Below are 17,561 nucleotides of genomic sequence, written 5' to 3'. Positions count from 1 at the left end.
CGAAACGAGTTTAGGCGGTTACCGGGGTCTCGACTCGATGCGCGCGGACGATGGTGCGCTCCAGGTAGACGCCGTTGGTGTAATCGAACGGTCCACCGCAGGTGATGATGGTCAAGCTCTCGTTGTCGGTCGGACCGACGATCTTGTCGAGCGGCGCGTTTGCAGTGGCAAAGTTCTCACGCCAGTCGACCTCATAGGTGTAGATGACGCCGTCTTCGCCTGTGACCGAGATGGTGTCACCCTGATTCAGGTTGTTGACGTTGTAGAGCACCGCCGGCCCCACGTCCCAGTAGTCGAGGTGTCCAGCCATCAGAATATTGCCGACCGCGCCCAACCCCGGAGACTGCTTGTACCAGGAAATCACCCACGGTCCCGTCGGATCCTGCATGACGCCATCGACGATATCGATGCTCTCGACCTGTGCGTCGACGAAGGCATTCGGGATCTGAATGGCGACAGGAATAACGCCCTTCGCTTCCGGGGTCGCGGTTTGCACGAATGCGCCAGCCGGACCGGGTCGCAGACCGCCACTGGTTGGCATCTCACCCAGCGTGCTCGGCTCGATGCGGGAATCCTGCGCGAATGCGACCGTCAACCCGCCCAATGACAAGGTCGCTACCATGAGAAAAGCCCACAACGCCTTGATAAAGCGTGCCCGGGACGTTGCCATCTGTTCACTCCGTTGGTGCGTACGTACGAATGGTGAGCCTGGAATGTAACCAATTGCTCGACCGCGGATACTACTTTAACGCGCGGCAAGCGGAAAGCGTATCACCCCCAACCCGGACGTATGGTAGATCAATCTGCCGTCAGTGTCAGTATCGAATCGATCCATTGCTCGAGCTGGGCGACTCCGACAGAATCCAGCGGTGTGGTCGGCTGGCGCAGTCGATCGTTGGCAATCACCCCACGTCGCTTGAGCTCACGCTTGGCAGCGGTGACGGAGTGATCGAGCGACTGCATGGCCCACACCGAATACGGAAGCGCGCCATTCAGTAGATCAACGGCTGCTGTCCGATTCCCGGAATCCCAGGCCGCGTGGATCCGGGCGAACACGCTGGTGAAGTTGGCGGCTGGCATGCTGCCGACTGCCCCGCGCTCGAGCGCGTCGAGAATGCCCAACCCGCCCCAACCGCAAAAGACGCGCAGCTGTCCGTCGCTCTCCGCGAGCGCCGCGGAAATCGTTGCCCCCTGCGGCGTGCCTTCGGCTTTCACGTAGCAGACGTTTTTCGCCTGCCGATGAATCTGAACCCAAAGTGCCGGGGACATCGATACCCCTGTCAGTTGGGGCGCATCCTGGATCATGACCGGAATATCGACCGAGTTGCCGATTCGAGTGTAGTACTCCATCAATGCAGCAGGTCCCGGCTTGACCAGGTACGGCGGTAGCACCATCAACGCGTCCGCACCGATGGCGGCCGCGCGAACGGCACGGTCGACGGCCACCGCCGTGCCCGCGCCATCCGCCGAAACGACCACCGGAACCCTGCCGGCAACATGCTCGACGACGAGCGCTGTGACTTCGTCTCGCTCCCGGTCGGTGAGCTTATATCCCTCGCTCGCGAGGGCCAGGGTGGCCACACCGGACGCGCCTTCGGACAGCACCCAATCGATCTGCGCGCGCATCCCGGCTCGGTCGATAGCGTCCTCCGCATCGAACGGCGTGCAGAGAATCGGTATGCACCCCCGCAGCTCGGTCATGCGTCGGCGACCATTCCTTCACCCGGAACGAACGAGACACTCTCTCTCCGTTCCCAGCCTGGCTTGAAGAGTGGCAAGAAGTTGGTCTTGCGATACGGATGTTTTTCGAGCTCAGAGAAGTTGAGATCGTTCCCGAGCCCGGGTTCGGTCGGAATCTGGATACGGCCATCGACGACCTTGACCGGGTTGGTGACGATATCGTGCTCCCAATCGGCGTTGAACTCGTCGAACAGTTCCTGGATCATCAGGTTCGGCGTGCATGCGCCGATTTGGATGCATGCGGATGTCGAAAGCGGGCCCTGCGCCTGGTGCGGGGCGACCACCCCGTAGAACGCGTCCACCATGCCGCACACCAGCCGTGTGCGCAGGATCCCTCCCAGCGTGGACGGGTCGGGTTGCAAAATGTGGACCGCATTGTGGGAAAGCAGCTCGGCAAACTGGTACGGATACGAAAGGCTCTCGCCAGTGGCGATCGGCACGTTCGTGTGCTTGGCAACTTCGACCACCGCATCGATCTTCGCGAAGTCGGTCGGCTCCTCGAACCAGGCCGGTTTGTACTGCTCGATCTCGTCGGCGACCAGGATTGCTTCGTGCACACTGAAGCGCTTGTGCCCCTCGACCATGATCTGGACCTCCGGTCCGACCACATCGCGCACCGCGCCAACGATGTCGCAGGAGAGTTGGCGCTCATAGGGCGTCATGATGCGCCACGCCGCGCCGAACGGATCGAACTTGAGGGCTTTGTACCCCTTGTCCATCACGATCCTGGCGCGCTCCTGGAAGTTCTCGATGGTGCGGTCGCCCTGGTACCAGCCATTCGCATAGGCGGGGAGATCTTCGAAGCAGCGCCCGCCGAGCAGATCGTAGATCGGCCGGCCAAGCTCCTTGCCGATGATGTCCCAGCAGGCGGTCTCGATCGCAGCCACCGCGTTCATATGCACCTGGCCGCCCTCGTTGTACGGGTCACGGCCCATGCGCTGACAGATCATCTCGATCTGGAACGGGTCCATCCCTTCATAAAAGTGCGACAACTCGTGAATGGCGGCTTCGATGGTCTTGGCAAAGCCATTGAGCGAGCCTTCACCAACGCCATAGAGCCCAGGCACATCCGTGTCGAGCCGCACGAAGAGCCAATTCTTCCATGGATTGCCAACGATATACGTCGTGGCCTTTGTGATCCTCACAGGTATCCCTCCGCATGGTCTTGGGTGGGGCGACTCGCCGGGTTCGTTGGCGTGCGAGCGCGAACAACTGTCTAGCGGGATTGTCCGGTAGATCGGCGATGTTTGCTTGCAGGTATCGGACGCAGGCTCAGCCGCACCAGTCGGCAATGGTCAACGCCATCGCCCGAGCGGCGTCGTAAAGCTGATCGAGCGCCACAAACTCATCGGGCGAATGCGCCTGCGCGATGCTTCCCGGGCCAAAGATCACACCCGGGATTCCCTGATCCGCATACCAGGCAAGCTCCGACGCGGCCGTAAAGCCATCGATCCGAGGGGAACGACCGATCGACTCCAGCGCCCGCGCCACCGTTCCGACAATTGGATGATCGGGCGGGGTATCGACTGGCGGAAAGAAGACGTTGCGCGTCTTCCATGTGAATCTTGGCGGATGCTCGCGCAACCAGGGATCGGTCTTGCAGACGGTCAGCACGAACGCTTCGATCTCGTCGCGGATGCCCTCGAAGGTTTCGTTGGGCAAATACCAGATGTTGTATTCGATCGAGCAGTAGTTCGGCGCGGTACCCGGATTGGAGATCAGGTTGAGATGCCCATCCACCCCTCCACCTGGTCCACCGGTGAACATCCCGGGCATGATCGAGTTGTGTCCGCGCGGTAGCAGGGGATGCGACCGATAGATTCCCCAGTCGCGCTCGAGCCGCTGCAACGCGGTTGCGATGATGATTCCCTTTTCGATGGCGTTGACGCCACCCTCAGCGCCCAACCCGCCAGCGTGAATCGACTTGAAGCGATTGCCTGCATGGCTCTCGCGACCGTCGATCTCGATGCGCAGATGGACCAGTCCACCCTCGACTGGCAGGATATCGAGCTCGGTCGGCTCAGCGACGATGACGGCATCGACGCTTGGAAGCCGCTCCACCAACCGGCGAGTGCTCCATCCAACGACTTCTTCGTCAGCAACGATGTGCATCCAGAGATCGCCAGCGCGCTCGATACCGGCGTCGACAATAGCCTGCGCGGCAAAGACCCCGGCAGCGACGCCGGCTTTCATATCGCACGCCCCCCTGCCCCAAAGCTTTCCGTCGGCGATCTCCCCTCCCCATGCAGGGTGCGTCCAGGCAGAATCGTCGCCCACGGGAACGACATCGATATGACCATTGATCGCCAGCGACCGGCCCCCACCACTACCCGGCAGCCGAGCCGCGAGCGCCGGATAGCGCGGAGGTTCGATCCATCGCTCGACTTCGAACCCAATCGTCGCAAGCTTCTCCGCAATCAGGTCGAGACAGCGAGTCGCTTCTCCCTGGAACTCGGAATTGCCTTCACTTTGACTGTCCGACCGACACGCGACCAGCGCCCGCGTGAAATCGGTGAGATCAGCGCCGAGAGTGTCGGTGGCAGATGCGATTCGTAGCGCTGGCGTCTCCTTCATGGATCGCTGCCTAACGCTTCTTCGAGGCGTTCTCTTCCGCATTCAGGATGCTCTCGGGGAGCAACCCAATGAGCTCGATCGGCAATGGGAAGACAATCGTGGTGTTCTTCTCGGCTCCGATTTCCCCCAAGGTTTGCAGATAGCGAAGCTGCAGCGCGACTGGCTGTTCCGCGATGACATTCGCTGCTTCTGCCAGCTGTTTGCTGGCCTGGAACTCACCTTCCGCATGAATGATCTTGGCTCGCTTCTCGCGTTCGGCTTCCGCCTGGCGGGCCATCGCACGCTGCATCGACTGGGGAAGTTCGACGTCCTTCACCTCGACAATCGAAACCTTGACGCCCCACGGTTCGGTTTGCTCGTCGATGATGCGCTGGAGCTCGGAGTTGATCTTTTCGCGCTCCGAGAGCAGTTCGTCGAGCGACGACTGCCCCAGCACACTGCGCAGCGTGGTTTGCGCGATCTGCGATGTGGCCCGGATGTAGTCGGTAACGTTGGTGACAGCGGCAGACGGGTCGATCACACGGAAATACGAAACCGCATTCACGCGAACGGTCACGTTGTCGCGGGTGATGACCTCCTGGGCGGGAACGTCCATCGTGACGGTGCGGAGATCGACTTTCATCATGCGCTCGATGAACGGCACGAGCAAGATGAGTCCAGGACCTCGTGGGCCAACCAACCGCCCAAGGCGAAAGACGACGCCCCGCTCGTACTCGCGCACGATCTTGACCGATGCGAGCAACACGATCAGCAGGAAGAGGAGAACGATCAGGACAATGCCAAGCCCGACTGCGGCCATATGGTGTTGCTCCTTTCGAGCGGTTCCGGGTTGGACCCGACGAGTTGACTAGACTGGCTCGGGACTTCCCCAGGGGGGAACTGCCACCGAAGCGCCGCTTCGCTGCTCGGCTTCTGTCGCCGGTCGAACGATCACGCGCAGCCCGTCGAGTCCAATGACAACGACCGACTTTCCTTCCGCGAGCTCATGGTTGCCGGTCGATTCGTCCAGCGTCGCGCTCCAGAGCTCTCCCTGCGCGAAGACCATGCCGCTCGGCGCAAGTGTCTGTCGCACGACGCCGATGGTGCCCAGAAGTCCGTCGCGGCCGACATTCGAACGACCAAATCGCGTTTTCAAGGCCAATCCTCCTAGCATGAGGAAAAAGACCGCAAAGAGCACTGCCATGACCCAGATGGCGGGCCTGGCAATTGCGTCGTCTCCAGAATCGGATGCGGTCAGGCGAAACGATCCATAGACAAACGCCACCAACCCTCCGAGCGTGAGCAGTCCCGCCGAAGGAAGAAAGATATCGGCCACAAAGAGCAAGAATGCCGCGGCCATGATTGCCGCGCCGACCCAATCGATCTCGGTCGAGTTGTTCAGGAGCAAAGCGCCGACCGCAACAAGAACAACCCCGGTCAGCCCTGGGAGAAAACCGCCTGGTGCGGCTACTTCCAGGAAGACGCCGAACATGCCAAGGCTCAGCAAGATGTAGGCAACGGTCGGATTGGAGAGCGCGTCGATGACTCGTTCCCCCACGGAGGCGAGCGAAAGCGGCGCCATGATGGTTCCCGCTGGCGGGTTCGCCGCGCCAGCCTCATCGAACAGGGCAAGCGCGCCCATGAGTCCGAAGAGGACCGCACCCGATGCGCTCGCTTTGTTGATCGCCCGTATTCTCAATCGCGTCATCCCTGTTCCGGACGAACGGGTCGCTACGATCAATGATAGCCGGGCTGCAGTTCGAAGAATCTCGCGATCCCAAGACCCGGGCGGATTGCCTGGGCATGATCGGGTCGGACGACGGGAAATCGCTCCCTACATGAACTCGTGAGCGACGATGATCCAGGCGCTGATCGCGGTGAGCACAACGGTGATGCCCAGGGACACCCAGAAGAGGGACTTCTGGCGATGCAGTCCCCACTTGGAGAAGTTGACCAACATGATTCGCAGCCCGTTGAATGTGTGGTAGAAGACCGCTCCCACCAGCGCAATCTCCATCGGAATCAGGAAGGCATTGGAATAGACCGAAACAGCCTCGTCGTACACCTCGTGGCCGAATCCGATGAGCATGATGTCCACAATGTGGACCAACAGGAAGAAGACAATCCCAGCGCCTGCCACGCGATGCAGAATCCAGGCGTATTGTCCCAGGTCGCCACGGTAAATCGGGCGAGTGCCCAGGCTGATATGCCGGGCGATGTAGATCACCAATAACACGCCGCCCACATACGTGAGCGCGGCGAAGATGTAGAGCGACCAGGCGATCGCATCGGCCACCCAAAACGCATCTGCCAGTGGCCCGGTATTCGCGCGGCCTTGTGCTTCATCGAACGCGAAGATCGTGACTGTGCCGAGCGCGAAGAAGACGATGCCGATCACCCACCAGAGCGCGTTCACGGCCACTCGCCACCCCGGCGCTCGCACCAGATCGGTAGAAATACTCCGCATGCCGAGGATGCCGTGCCAGAGCGCAAAGAAAAGAAGCAGGAAATCGAACGTGCGCCAGAAGGGGCTGGCCCACCGGTTCGCAACGAAATCGAACACTGTCTCCGAAGGGACATTGACGAAGTGCGTGATGATGAGGTGACCGCACGCCAGGAGCACCAGCGCCAGTCCCGACACCCGGAGGAAGTACCACACGAGCCGGTCGAACCCTGGGATGCCCGCGCTGAGCTCTGAATTCGGTCGCTCTGAAACCACCGCCGACATCGACTTCAGTCCTTCCTGTCCTCTCCGGCCGCGTGAATTCGCACGTATGCGGCCTGTTCCTTGTCACGTCATTGTACGATCTTGCGGGGGCCGATTCGCGGCCGCCCGAACGGATGCAGCATGACCGAGATCGAAAAAACTGACATTCCCCGCTCCATGCCCGCGTGGATGGCTGTGGGAACACCGATCGCCGTCATGGCGGTGATCTTCTTCCTGTCGAGCCGGTCACAACTACCGGATCTCGATGGCAGCCGGGATGTGCAAAGCGTGGCTGGTCACTTTTTCGCGTACGCGGCGCTTGGCGCCTCACTGGCCGTGTTCTTGCGCTGGCTCGGCTGGAGCGCGGTAAAGGCGCTTCTGGCGGCAATCGTGCTGGCCACGATCTACGGCGTTACCGACGAGTTCCACCAATCGTTCGTTCCCAACCGCCAGACAGACGTCGAAGACTTGTTGGTCGACTTCCTTGGAGCGTGCGCAGGCGCGCTCGCCGCGATGCAATTGCTCGACTGGCGAGACGGCTCGGCTAGTGGGTCGTCGGATGCTGACCCAAACCGGCCGGCGGACGGGAATTCCTGACGAATCCTGCCAGCGCGATCAGTGTCAGCAGATAGGGCAGCGCCAGCAAGAGCTCGGTGGGAATGCCGATGCCCTTGACCTGTCCCTGGATCTGTAGCGCCTGCGCGCCCGCGAACAACAGACAGGCACCAAGCGTTCCAAGCGGCATCCAGTTGCCGAAGATAACCGCCGCCAACGCAATGAATCCGCGGCCCGCGGTCATGTCGCGTGTGAAGAGCGAGAGCGAGCCGATCGAGAGATACGCGCCTCCTGCCGCGGCCAGCATGCCACTGGCCATCACCGCGAGATAGCGCGTTCGATCGACCGCAATGCCGACACTCTCCGCCGCTTGCGGACTTTCGCCGCTCGCCATCAATCGCAGGCCCGGCTTCGTCGCGCGCAGGAAGTACCAGACGATCGGTACGGTCACGAACGCAAGCGGCACGAGGATGCTCAAGCCGCCAGCCACCGTGGGCAGCGTCTCCACGTTTGGAGTACGCCCGGCTTGACCCCATATCCGTTGTGTGAGAAAGATGGTTATTCCGGCGGCAAGCAGATTGATGGCTGTTCCGGTCACGATCTGGTCAGACCGCAGGCCGATGCTCCAGAAGGCGTGAATCAATCCCACCGCGCCGCCAGCCAAGATGGCGCAAATAAGGCCCCACCATGGATTGTGGAGGTAGTAGGTGCCCAGCACACCCACAAAGGCGCCGGTCAGCATCATTCCTTCGAGCCCGATGTTCATGACACCCGAGCGCTCGCAGATGAGACCACCCATGGCCGCAAAGATGAGCGGGGTTGCCATGCGCAGCACCGCCTTGAGCAGGTTCACGTCGAAGAAATCGGCCATACGCTTGGACCTTCCCTGCTCTTCGCCTAGAGCTCGGGCTGAACGCCCGGCTCGACGCCGATCGTGTCACTGAATTCGTCGACCCGGGTGTTGCGGCGTTTGGCCCACCAGGTCTGCACCCGGCCAGATGCGGCCAGCGCGGCAAACGAGAGGATGACGAGTCCTTGCAACACAAGCACAAGCTCTTTCGAGGTGCCGGCCTGGTTCTGCATGGCAGTGGAGCCACTGCGCAGGGTGCCGAAGAGGAGGGCCGCGAGCACGACACCGAACGGATTGTTACGCCCAACCAGACCGACGGCGATCGAGGCGAAACCATATCCCTGTGGCGCGTTGTATTGCTGTCCCAGCAAGCCAAGCGTTTCGCTCGATCCGCCAAGGCCGCCCAACGCGCCACTGATGAACATGGCGATGGTGATAGTGGCGCCCCAGCTCATGCCGGCATAGGCTGCGGCGCCCTTGCTGAGCCCGACAGTGCGCAGCCGATAGCCGAAGGTGGTGCGGAACAGGAGATACCAGATCAGGACCGCCATGAGCAATCCGAGCAAGAGCCCGGCATGCAGGCGAGTGCCGCTCAAAATGTTCGGCAAGCGCGCATCGGGCGACGCGGGATCGGTCGCCTGTAGTTGCGGATTGACCGGAAGCCATGAGTCGGCGCGCAACACCACATAGTTCACGATCTGAAAGGCAAGATAGTTGAGCATGATCGTGGTGATAACTTCATGCGCCCCCGAGACCGCCTTGAGGGCGCCTGCAATCGCCCCCCAAAGCCCACCAGCAATGGCGGCGGCAAGCAACGCCACCGGCAGATAGATGACTTTGGGAAGATCGAGGTTCCAGGCAGCGACCAGGCCGGCCGCGAGACCGCCCATGATCATCTGCCCTTCGATACCGATGTTGAACAGCCCCGCTCGATAAGCAACGGCGAACGCCAGGCCGCCGAAGATGTACGGCGTGCTGGCCGCCAACGTCTCCCCAACCGCGCGGCGGCTCCCAAATGCGCCGTCGAGCAGCGCCTTGTAGGCCTCGATCGGGTTCTGCTGTGACAGGAAAATGAAGAGCGCGCCCACGAGCAGTGCGACCGCGACCGCCAGGACGGAGGTCAGGACGGTAACGAGCGTGCCGCGAGACTTCCAGTTAGCCAACACGGATAGGCTCCCCCTCCATCTCGATCGTCTTGCCGCCCATGAGCAATCCGCACTCCGCCCGGCTGATCTTGCCGTTCGGATAGTCGCCCACGATTTTCCCCTGATAGATAACCAGGATGCGGTCCGAAAGATCGAAGATCTCGTCCAGGTCGAACGAGATCAGCAACACACCCCGCCCCTTGTCTCGCTCGGCGACCAGCTGACCATGCACGAACTCGATCGCCCCGACATCGAGCCCACGCGTCGGTTGCACCGCCAGAATGACGTTTGGTTCCCGATAGAGCTCGCGCGCGATGATGAACTTCTGTTGGTTTCCGCCCGAGAGGGCGCTCGCAGGTGTCTCGGGCCCGGGAGCGCGAACATCGAATTCCTGCATCTCCTTGGCCGCGATGTCGCGGGTCTTTGCGTAGTCGATGCGGCCGCCTCTGCTAAACGGCTCGACCGTGCTGTTGCCGAGCAACATGTTCTCGGTCAGTGAGAAGGGAAGCACGAGACCGCGATAGTGCCGATCCTCAGGGATGTACGAGAGTCCGGCTTCGCGTAGCGGAATCGGGCCCCATCCGGTCGTTTCGGTGTTGTCGAGCATGATGGTGCCGCTGTCCGGTTTCTGCAGTCCAGCGATGCATTCGACCAGCTCGGTTTGCCCGTTGCCTTCGACCCCGGCGATGCCGACAATCTCGCCTCGGCGCACCCCGAGGCTCAGCCCATCGAGCGCATCACGGTTGCCTCGTCCCTTGACCCGCAAGTCGAAGACCTGCAGCGCGGCGTCTCCCGGGTTCGCGGGCGGCCGATCGACATGCAAGCGCACATCTCGGCCGACCATCAACTCGGCGAGTTCTTCGGATGTAGTGTCTCTCGTCTCGCGTGTGCCGACGGTCTTGCCACGCCGAATCACGGTCACGCGATCGCTGATGGCGGCAACTTCCCGCAGTTTGTGCGTGATGAAGATGACCGTGTGCCCGGCTTCTTTGAGTTGCAACAGGATGGCGTAAAGATCCTCGACCTCTTGCGGCGTCAGCAGGGCTGTCGGTTCATCGAGGATCAGCGTGCGGCTCTGTTGATAGAGCACCCGCAAGATTTCGACCCGTTGCTGCATGCCGACCGGCAGATTCTCGATCAGCGCTTTGGGGTCGACACGAAGACCATAGTGCTCCGCCGTCTCGCCGACGATCTGCTCCGCCCGTTTGCGATCGAGTGTGATCGACGGTCCCTCGTTGCCGAGGATGACATTCTCGGTGACAGTGAAGCGCGAAATCAGCATGAAGTGCTGGTGAACCATGCCCAGTCCGGCGTTGGCGGCATCACGCGGACTATGGAAATGGACCTGGTTGCCATCGATGAAGATCTGTCCGCCGTCAGGCGGATAGAGCCCCATCAGGATGTTCATCAGTGTCGACTTGCCTGCGCCGTTCTCACCAAGGAGGGCATGGATTTCCCCCTGCCGCACCGACAGATCGATTCCATCGTTGGCGACCACACCGGGAAAACGTTTGACGATCCCCAGCATTTCGACTGCCAACGGCGCCTGCGGTTGAGGCTCTGCGGCCACCCGAGTCTCCACTCCTGCGAATCCGGCCCGGGCCAGACTGGTTGGGCGAACGTACATCGAATTGGCGCATTGTACCCGACGTGTCGCACTACTCAAATGCTGGGCTGATCGAGGTCGAGAGTTGGGGAGGCGATGGGCGGAGTCCGGAGTCCAGGGTCCAGGGTCCTGGGTACGGGATCGGTATGCAAAGCAAGAAAAGGAAAACCCGGGACGCTTGCGCATCCCGAGTTCTCCTGCGATTCGTCGTTCTTGGTTGTTTACGCCGCCGGGGACGCTACGGGGGAAGCAGCGCCGGCACTGCCGAATGCCTCGTACTCCTCGTCAGTGGACGGAACCACCAGCGAGCCATCGAGGATCTTCGCCTGCCACTCCTCGACCTGAGCCAGGACATCGGCCGGGACGCGGCCGTTAGGGTCCTCGAAGCCAACACCACCCTCGGCGATGCCAAGGTTATGGATGCCGCCGGTGAAGGTGCCGTTGACTTCCTGCTCGATCGCCTGGTAGACGCCCGTATCGACGCCCTTGCGCACCACGAACGCCTCATAGCCGGGCGCGTTGTGATCCTGGGTGACGTCCGCGCCAATGACCCATTGGGAACCCTGGTTGCCCAGCTCAGAAACCGCGGTGTACGCTCCCACACCGGTGAGACCCGCAACCGGGAAGATGAAGTCGGCGCCGTCGGCGAACTGCGCCAGGGCGAACTCCTTGCCCTTGTCCGGGTCGCCGAACGAATCGGCGTACGCAATGATGATCTCGGCATCCGGGTTGACCGACTCGACACCCGCACGGAATCCGACTTCATAGCGGATGACGGGTGGGATGCGCTGGCCGCCGATGATGCCAATCTTGTCTGTCTGCGTCATCAGGCCGGCAGCGACACCACCGAGGAATGCGGCTTCCTGCTCCTTGTAGAGCACGGACTGGACGTTGTCGGCCTCGACCGCCGCATCGATGATGGCGAAGTGCGCGTCGGGATACTGCGCGGCCACTGCGCCCACGGCATCGGTAAGGAGGAAGCCGACCGCAACCGTCAGCGGGCCCTGCTCGGCCCCGGCCGTAAGGTTCGGAACATACGACGGAATGTCGACCGACTCGATGACCTTCCAGTCGATGCCGAAGTCAGTAGCCGCTTTGGTGCCACCGGCATTCGCCAGGTCATTGAAGTTCTGGTCTCCGAGACCGGCAGTGTCGGTCACCATGGTGACCGTGATGGGATCCTGCGCGCCAACGGACTCGAGCGAAATGGGGAGCGCGGCCAATGCCGGAACGGCAACCGCGGCCCCAACGAACCCACGACGAGTCAAGCGAACCGTCATCCTGTTCTCCTCTACGTAGAAGACATCGTTCGTACCGAACGCGTCATACACAAAAGCGCGAGGCTAGAGCACCCGCGCTGATCGCCGGTGAGTCTACCATGGAGACGAACATAACCAGAAGTCGTCAGATGCGGATATTTTCCGCCCTCATCGGAGGTGCTACTTCGGCTGACGAACCCAATGCCCGCTCTTGCCGCCAGTCTTCTCCTGGAGGCCGATTCGCTCGATAGTCATGCCGCGATCGACCGCTTTGACCATGTCGTAAATCGTGAGCGCGGCGCCTGAAACGGCGGTGAGCGCTTCCATCTCGACGCCCGTTTGCCCGCGGGTCTCGACGGTCGCTTCGATACCGATGCCGTCCACTTCGATCGCAAACGCGATCTTCACCCTGGTGAGCATCAACGGATGGCACATGGGAATGAGGTCGGGAGTCTTCTTGGCGGCCATGATAGCCGCCACTTGCGCCACTGCCAGCACATCCCCTTTGGCGGCGCGCCCCTCGCGAATCAGCGCAACCGTCTCCGGGTGCATGCGCACGAAACCGGTGGCGACTGCTCGGCGAGCAGTGATCTCCTTCTCGCCGACATCGACCATGTGCGCGCGACCCGATTCGTCGAAATGGGTCAGCTTGGCGGACACGCGTCGTCCCTACCAGGTGAGCCCGAACTTGTCGTGCAGGTTGGCAACCGATCGTTTGGCCGCGGCAAGACAACCGTCGTAGTCGGGCCAACCCTTGTCGTCGAACTCGACTTCGGCGCTGATCGGGCCTGAGTAGCCTGCCGCGTCGACCTTTGCAAGCAATGCGGCCATATCGAGCTCGCCATCGCCCGGCGGCGGGAAGTTGAACACCCCTTCCCCGCCGATCTTGTCCTTGAAATGGAAATGGACGAGCTGGGGCAATGCGTAGTCGATGTCCTCGATCGGGTCCGCGCCGGTGTAGTAGACGACATTGCCGGGGTCGTAGTTGAAGCCGAGCACCCTCGGGCGATCGATGCGCGCCAGGATGTCGACCCCAATCTTGGCAGTCGGGAGCATGTTGCTGTCGGTCTCCATGCCGATCTTGAGCCCCTTGCTAGCGGCCTTGTCGCAAAGTTCCGCGACATTCGCAAAGTACGCCTCGCGCTCTTCCTCGGTCTTCGCGTCGCCCGTAAATGTGTTGACGATCGACATGCCAAGCCCGTCGGCAATGTCGATGACGCGACTGAAACGCTCTTTTCCTTCCTGCGTCTGGAGCTGAGTGTGGCCCGAGATGCTGACCGGATTGAGCCCGAGATCGGCAAGCTTCGTCTGGATGCGGTTTAGTTCGGCATCGGAAACCGTATCGGGATCGATGTGCTCGAACCAGCCCTTGACCGCCCCGATCTCACAATTGCGATACCCCGCCTCGGCAAGCCCTTCGAGCGCCGCGTCGATCGGCAACGGGGCGAAGACAATGGTCGATCCGAGAATCAGATTGTTTGGCATCTAGTCGACTCCATTTGCGCCTTGCTCGACTTCGAGCATGAAGTTTCCAAGTGACTGATTGAACAGGTCGGTTTGCTCCCAGAAGAGTCCATGCCCCGCTTCTGGAATGGTGGTCAGCGTGGCTCCGGGAATGGCATTCGCAATCTCGAGCGAATAGCGCAACGGCGTATAGATGTCTTCCTCACCGACGATCACATGCGCAGGTGACGAGATGAGCGGCAGACGGTCGAGCACATCGTGCGCCTTGAACGCCGCCGACTGTCGCAGATAGCTCTCCAGCGACTGTGGAAATGGCATCCGCTCGCTCTCCTCGAGCAACCCGGGCAACGGGTTTGGATCGGCATTGAAGAACCGCTCGGTGAAAACCCACAGGAAGGTGGTGCGATCCCAGGCAACGCGCCCCTGTGTTTCGAAGACGTGGTCCCACTGGGTCATCAGCTCGATCATCCAGGGGTCGCTCTTCGGCCAGGAACAGACGATGCTCACACTGCGCGTCCGGTCCGGGTAGCCGATTGCGAACTCCTGCGCAATCGCTCCACCCATCGATGCGCCTACGATGTGCGCGCTGCGCCAGCCAACCGCGTCCATCAGACCAGCCACGTCGTCGGCAAACTGGCGCATGGCATACGGTTTCGGATCGGCTCCGGCGCCGGTTTCTCCCACGTCGCGATTGTCGAACGTGAGCACAGTGAAATAGCGGCTCAGCGCCGGAACCTGTAGGCTCCAGCCAGCTCTGGGTGATCCGATTCCGTTGATCATCACAACAGGCGGACCGGAACCGGTCACCTCGTACGCGACTTCCAGATCTCCAACTGTGGTCTTCGGCATGCCATCTTTCCGGTCGTGGTTGGCGCGAACTGTTCGGCATCATATCCGATCGAACGGCGCGCCCCGTGGTGACAATTGTCCGCAATCGCCGTACGATTAGCACACACACAAGCCAACATCTCGATCGTCCGCGTTCTCCACGCTGAAGCGAGCATGCCTGATGTCCCGCACGAACCTCCCCAACCAGCCGCGAACCTGGTCAGAGCTTACCGTCGACCGCCGGGTCGTCCTGAAAACCGCGGCCTTGTTCGGCGCGCTCGTATCGGGCGGATTCGCGGTCACTCGTCGCGACGAGGCCGAGGCGCAATCGACGACAAGAGCGGTCGATTGGTACGCCATCGATCAGGATTCGTTGGTCCAGGCAGCGGACGACGAAGGCTTCATCACCATCGAAGCGGAATTCCCGTTTACCGCGGTCGGAGCCAGCTGGAGTGGCGTGCTTGGGACATGGCCCCGGGTGGAGATACGGTTGAGCCCGGACGGTGTCACCTACTCAGACATCATCGTGTTGGTGGCCGATGTCGACAACGGGCTTCCGGAGCGCGATGGCCGCGTGTTCACCCGCCTGGCGTTCAGCAACGGCGACAGCTTCATTCAGTATCGGGTGATCGATGAGGATGGCGACCCTGTCGCGATCGACAGTTTTGGATTGACGTATATCGACGCGAGCGACGGGCCGACCCTGGGTGAAGCGCAGCTCGTGGAAGCGGCCGATATCAGCGTGCCGCCCGGGATCATCTCACGGACCGGTTGGGGCGCCGACGAATCGCTCCGCTTCGCGAATGGCGTCGAGATCTTTCCGCCGCAGTACGCGCCGATCCGCCACGGCATCGTCCACCACTCCGAGACGCCAAACGCGGACGACCCTGCTGCCCAAATGCGATCGATCTACTACTACCACGCCGTCACGCGGGCATGGGGTGACATTGGCTACAACTACCTGGTCGACAAGTACGGGAACATCTATCAGGGACGGGTCGGCGGCCAGGGTGTCATCGGCAATCACTCGATGGCGCACAACGTGGGCGCCGTCGGATGCTGCCTGATTGGGAATCATCTCGTTCAGAACCCGACGCCGGCCGCGGTCAGCGGGGTGGTGGCCATTCTGTCGTTTGCGCTGCGTGGGCTCGATCCGCTCGGCTTCTCCGATTCCTGGGACCTGATCGACCTGCCGACGATCTGCGGACACCGCGACGTCAATGACACGACCTGCCCTGGCGACTTCGCCTACGACGATCTGGCCGCGATCCGCACCATGGTGGCGCAGACCCAGGCGAACCCTCCAGCAGGTCCCCCAGGCGGCTTCATCATCGGCGACGTGGTCGCAATCGCCACCGACGACGGTTCGAACCTCAATCTCCGATCTGCTCCCGGCACCGGCAGCAGCGTGAGCGGCCAGCTTCCGGACGGGAGCATTGCCGGAGTCGTCGCGGGACCATCCCTGGCAACTGGCACCAATTGGTATCGGGTCAATGCCGCTGCCGGAAACGGCTGGGTGTCGGCCGAGTTCCTCCAGTTGGCGCCCGCCGGCACGATCAACTCCGCCCGCTTCGCAGTAGGCGACACGATCCAGGTCTCCGCTTCGTCGGCAGCCTTGCGGGCGCAGCCCAAAGCATCCAGCGATCTCCTCTCGACGATCACCACCGGGACGCAGATGTGGGTGGAAGTTGGTCCGCGCTTCCGGGATGGCATCGTCTGGTACCAGGTGACGGGAATCGGTGGCGATGAGCGATATGGCTGGACCGACCAATCCAAGTATCAGAAGGTTTCGTCCGGACCGCCCGACAACACTCCACCGCAACCTGGCGATAGCGTCATCACGATCTCGTCGGTCAACTTCCGCATCGGCCCGACAACCTCGGCCGCGATCATCACCTTGCTGCCCGTTGGCGTCACCGGAACCGTTCTTGGCGGCCCGACGGCAGCCAATGGCTACAACTGGTATCAGTTGCAAACCGCGTACGGCATCGGATGGTGCGCGGGCAGCTTCCTCCGCAAGACGGCAAGCGGCGAGCCCACCAGTCCCACCCCGACTCGAACGCCAGGGCCCACCCGGACACCGTCTCCAACCCCGCCGCCCGGCTCCGCCTTCGCAATTGGAGACACCGTCCGCTCGACGAGCGCGGTCAACTTCCGATCGAGCCCATCGATAACGGGAGGGTTGCTCCGCACGCTTTCCACCGGAACAACCGGCACCGTTCTGGCTGGCCCGGTGAGCGCCAGCGGCTATCTCTGGTATCAACTGCAGATTTCAGGGGTGTCCGGTTGGTCGGCGGGGGAATTCTTCGTGAAGGTTTCCGGTCCAACGCAATCACCGACCCCGTCGCCGACCGCACCCACAAGTGGCATCCAGATCGGCGACACGGTCCGAACGATCAGTGCAGCGAACATCCGCTCCGGCCCCAGCCTGACCGCTGGCATTCTGACGACACTACCCGCGGAGACAACCGGGACGGTTGTGGCAGGCCCCACTGCGGCAGACGGATACAACTGGTACCGCGTGCAGACCGCAACACGGACTGGCTGGATTGCCGGCACATTGCTCGCCAAGACCGCGCCGCCCGCAACGATTCAGATTGGTGACACGGTACGCACGTCGACTTCGTTGCGCCTGCGGCAGGCGCCAACGACGTCGGGAGCGCTGATCACCACAATGCCCACGGGCACGATCGGTACCGTCCTGGCTGGTCCAACCACCGCCACAGGACATGTCTGGTACCAATTGCAGACGTCGCTTGGTGTCGGCTGGGCGGCGGCCGAGTACCTGCGCAAGGTGTAGCGCTTTCGGGCAACCGAGTGTGTTCGTGCGAGGGTCGGTTTCTCCGGCCCTCGC

At 61.9% G+C, this 17,561-nt stretch carries 16 protein-coding genes; 2 read left to right on the top strand and 14 right to left on the bottom strand.

Annotated elements, in window-relative coordinates:
- Nucleotides 1–10: 10 nt before the first annotated feature.
- From R2855_12855 to sdhC, 7 genes are all read right to left on the bottom strand, one after another.
- Nucleotides 11–670, bottom strand: a complete 660-nt coding sequence (locus tag R2855_12855) for a class F sortase (GenBank protein MEZ4531897.1) — start codon at nucleotides 668–670, stop codon at nucleotides 11–13.
- 128 nt (nucleotides 671–798) lie between these two features.
- Entirely contained in the window at nucleotides 799–1,701 is a 903-nt protein-coding gene (locus R2855_12850; protein MEZ4531896.1) for a dihydrodipicolinate synthase family protein, read from the bottom strand.
- On the bottom strand, nucleotides 1,698–2,885 hold the full coding sequence (locus R2855_12845) for a mandelate racemase/muconate lactonizing enzyme family protein (protein MEZ4531895.1): 1,188 nt from the start codon (nucleotides 2,883–2,885) through the stop codon (nucleotides 1,698–1,700). The genes R2855_12850 and R2855_12845 overlap by 4 nt, the downstream gene beginning before the upstream one ends.
- A 127-nt stretch (nucleotides 2,886–3,012) precedes the next feature.
- Nucleotides 3,013–4,314 (bottom strand): ArgE/DapE family deacylase, encoded by a 1,302-nt coding sequence (locus R2855_12840; GenBank protein MEZ4531894.1) that lies wholly within the window; start codon nucleotides 4,312–4,314, stop codon nucleotides 3,013–3,015.
- A 10-nt stretch (nucleotides 4,315–4,324) separates the two neighbouring features.
- A complete protein-coding gene (locus R2855_12835; GenBank protein MEZ4531893.1) occupies nucleotides 4,325–5,113 on the bottom strand; it encodes a slipin family protein in 789 nt (262 codons plus the stop codon).
- 48 nt (nucleotides 5,114–5,161) lie between these two features.
- The gene (locus R2855_12830; GenBank protein MEZ4531892.1) at nucleotides 5,162–6,001 is read right to left on the bottom strand and encodes an NfeD family protein; all 840 of its coding nucleotides are present in this window, start codon (nucleotides 5,999–6,001) and stop codon (nucleotides 5,162–5,164) included.
- A gap of 126 nt (nucleotides 6,002–6,127) precedes the next feature.
- The gene (gene sdhC, locus R2855_12825) at nucleotides 6,128–7,021 is read right to left on the bottom strand and encodes a succinate dehydrogenase, cytochrome b556 subunit (GenBank protein ID MEZ4531891.1); all 894 of its coding nucleotides are present in this window, start codon (nucleotides 7,019–7,021) and stop codon (nucleotides 6,128–6,130) included.
- Between the two features lie 120 nt (nucleotides 7,022–7,141).
- Here sdhC and R2855_12820 point away from each other — a divergent pair, with 120 nt between their 5' ends.
- Complete coding sequence (locus R2855_12820; GenBank protein ID MEZ4531890.1) at nucleotides 7,142–7,597, top strand: VanZ family protein; 456 nt, start codon at nucleotides 7,142–7,144, stop codon at nucleotides 7,595–7,597.
- Here the strand turns inward: R2855_12820 and R2855_12815 are convergent.
- From R2855_12815 to R2855_12785, 7 genes are all read right to left on the bottom strand, one after another.
- Nucleotides 7,545–8,426 carry an ABC transporter permease gene (locus tag R2855_12815; protein ID MEZ4531889.1) on the bottom strand — a complete coding sequence of 294 codons (882 nt, stop codon included), beginning with the start codon at nucleotides 8,424–8,426 and terminating at the stop codon, nucleotides 7,545–7,547. The genes R2855_12820 and R2855_12815 overlap by 53 nt on opposite strands.
- A 26-nt stretch (nucleotides 8,427–8,452) precedes the next feature.
- A complete protein-coding gene (locus tag R2855_12810; GenBank protein MEZ4531888.1) occupies nucleotides 8,453–9,571 on the bottom strand; it encodes an ABC transporter permease in 1,119 nt (372 codons plus the stop codon).
- The gene (locus R2855_12805; GenBank protein ID MEZ4531887.1) at nucleotides 9,561–11,120 is read right to left on the bottom strand and encodes an ABC transporter ATP-binding protein; all 1,560 of its coding nucleotides are present in this window, start codon (nucleotides 11,118–11,120) and stop codon (nucleotides 9,561–9,563) included. Before R2855_12805 ends, R2855_12810 begins: the two co-directional genes overlap by 11 nt.
- A gap of 257 nt (nucleotides 11,121–11,377) precedes the next feature.
- Nucleotides 11,378–12,436 carry a BMP family ABC transporter substrate-binding protein gene (locus R2855_12800; GenBank protein MEZ4531886.1) on the bottom strand — a complete coding sequence of 353 codons (1,059 nt, stop codon included), beginning with the start codon at nucleotides 12,434–12,436 and terminating at the stop codon, nucleotides 11,378–11,380.
- Nucleotides 12,437–12,595: 159 nt separating this feature from the next.
- Nucleotides 12,596–13,075 (bottom strand): cyclic pyranopterin monophosphate synthase MoaC, encoded by a 480-nt coding sequence (gene moaC / locus R2855_12795; GenBank protein ID MEZ4531885.1) that lies wholly within the window; start codon nucleotides 13,073–13,075, stop codon nucleotides 12,596–12,598.
- 9 nt (nucleotides 13,076–13,084) lie between these two features.
- Nucleotides 13,085–13,900 (bottom strand): sugar phosphate isomerase/epimerase, encoded by an 816-nt coding sequence (locus R2855_12790; protein ID MEZ4531884.1) that lies wholly within the window; start codon nucleotides 13,898–13,900, stop codon nucleotides 13,085–13,087.
- The gene (locus R2855_12785; protein ID MEZ4531883.1) at nucleotides 13,901–14,728 is read right to left on the bottom strand and encodes an alpha/beta hydrolase; all 828 of its coding nucleotides are present in this window, start codon (nucleotides 14,726–14,728) and stop codon (nucleotides 13,901–13,903) included.
- A 160-nt stretch (nucleotides 14,729–14,888) separates the two neighbouring features.
- Here R2855_12785 and R2855_12780 point away from each other — a divergent pair, with 160 nt between their 5' ends.
- Nucleotides 14,889–17,507, top strand: a complete 2,619-nt coding sequence (locus R2855_12780; protein ID MEZ4531882.1) for an SH3 domain-containing protein — start codon at nucleotides 14,889–14,891, stop codon at nucleotides 17,505–17,507.
- Nucleotides 17,508–17,561 lie beyond the last annotated feature (54 nt).

The sequence above is a fragment of the Thermomicrobiales bacterium genome (assembly GCA_041390825.1).
Classification (GTDB): Bacteria; Chloroflexota; Chloroflexia; order Thermomicrobiales; family UBA6265; genus JAMLHN01.
The sequence above is the reverse complement of the archived record's forward strand: the minus strand, read 5'-3'. Positions and strand labels throughout refer to the sequence as shown.

Bases quoted from the DNA above. Each gene is read 5' to 3' on its own strand.
- R2855_12855 (MEZ4531897.1), bottom strand. From the start codon at position 670: ATGGCAACGTCCCGGGCACGCTTTATCAAGGCGTTGTGGGCTTTTCTC.
- sdhC (MEZ4531891.1), bottom strand. From the start codon at position 7,021: ATGTCGGCGGTGGTTTCAGAGCGACCGAATTCAGAGCTCAGCGCGGGC.
- R2855_12840 (MEZ4531894.1), bottom strand. From the start codon at position 4,314: ATGAAGGAGACGCCAGCGCTACGAATCGCATCTGCCACCGACACTCTC.
- R2855_12785 (MEZ4531883.1), bottom strand. From the start codon at position 14,728: ATGCCGAAGACCACAGTTGGAGATCTGGAAGTCGCGTACGAGGTGACC.
- R2855_12780 (MEZ4531882.1), top strand. From the start codon at position 14,889: ATGTCCCGCACGAACCTCCCCAACCAGCCGCGAACCTGGTCAGAGCTT.
- R2855_12800 (MEZ4531886.1), bottom strand. From the start codon at position 12,436: ATGACGGTTCGCTTGACTCGTCGTGGGTTCGTTGGGGCCGCGGTTGCC.
- R2855_12835 (MEZ4531893.1), bottom strand. From the start codon at position 5,113: ATGGCCGCAGTCGGGCTTGGCATTGTCCTGATCGTTCTCCTCTTCCTG.
- R2855_12830 (MEZ4531892.1), bottom strand. From the start codon at position 6,001: ATGACGCGATTGAGAATACGGGCGATCAACAAAGCGAGCGCATCGGGT.
- R2855_12815 (MEZ4531889.1), bottom strand. From the start codon at position 8,426: ATGGCCGATTTCTTCGACGTGAACCTGCTCAAGGCGGTGCTGCGCATG.
- R2855_12820 (MEZ4531890.1), top strand. From the start codon at position 7,142: ATGACCGAGATCGAAAAAACTGACATTCCCCGCTCCATGCCCGCGTGG.
- R2855_12790 (MEZ4531884.1), bottom strand. From the start codon at position 13,900: ATGCCAAACAATCTGATTCTCGGATCGACCATTGTCTTCGCCCCGTTG.
- R2855_12850 (MEZ4531896.1), bottom strand. From the start codon at position 1,701: ATGACCGAGCTGCGGGGGTGCATACCGATTCTCTGCACGCCGTTCGAT.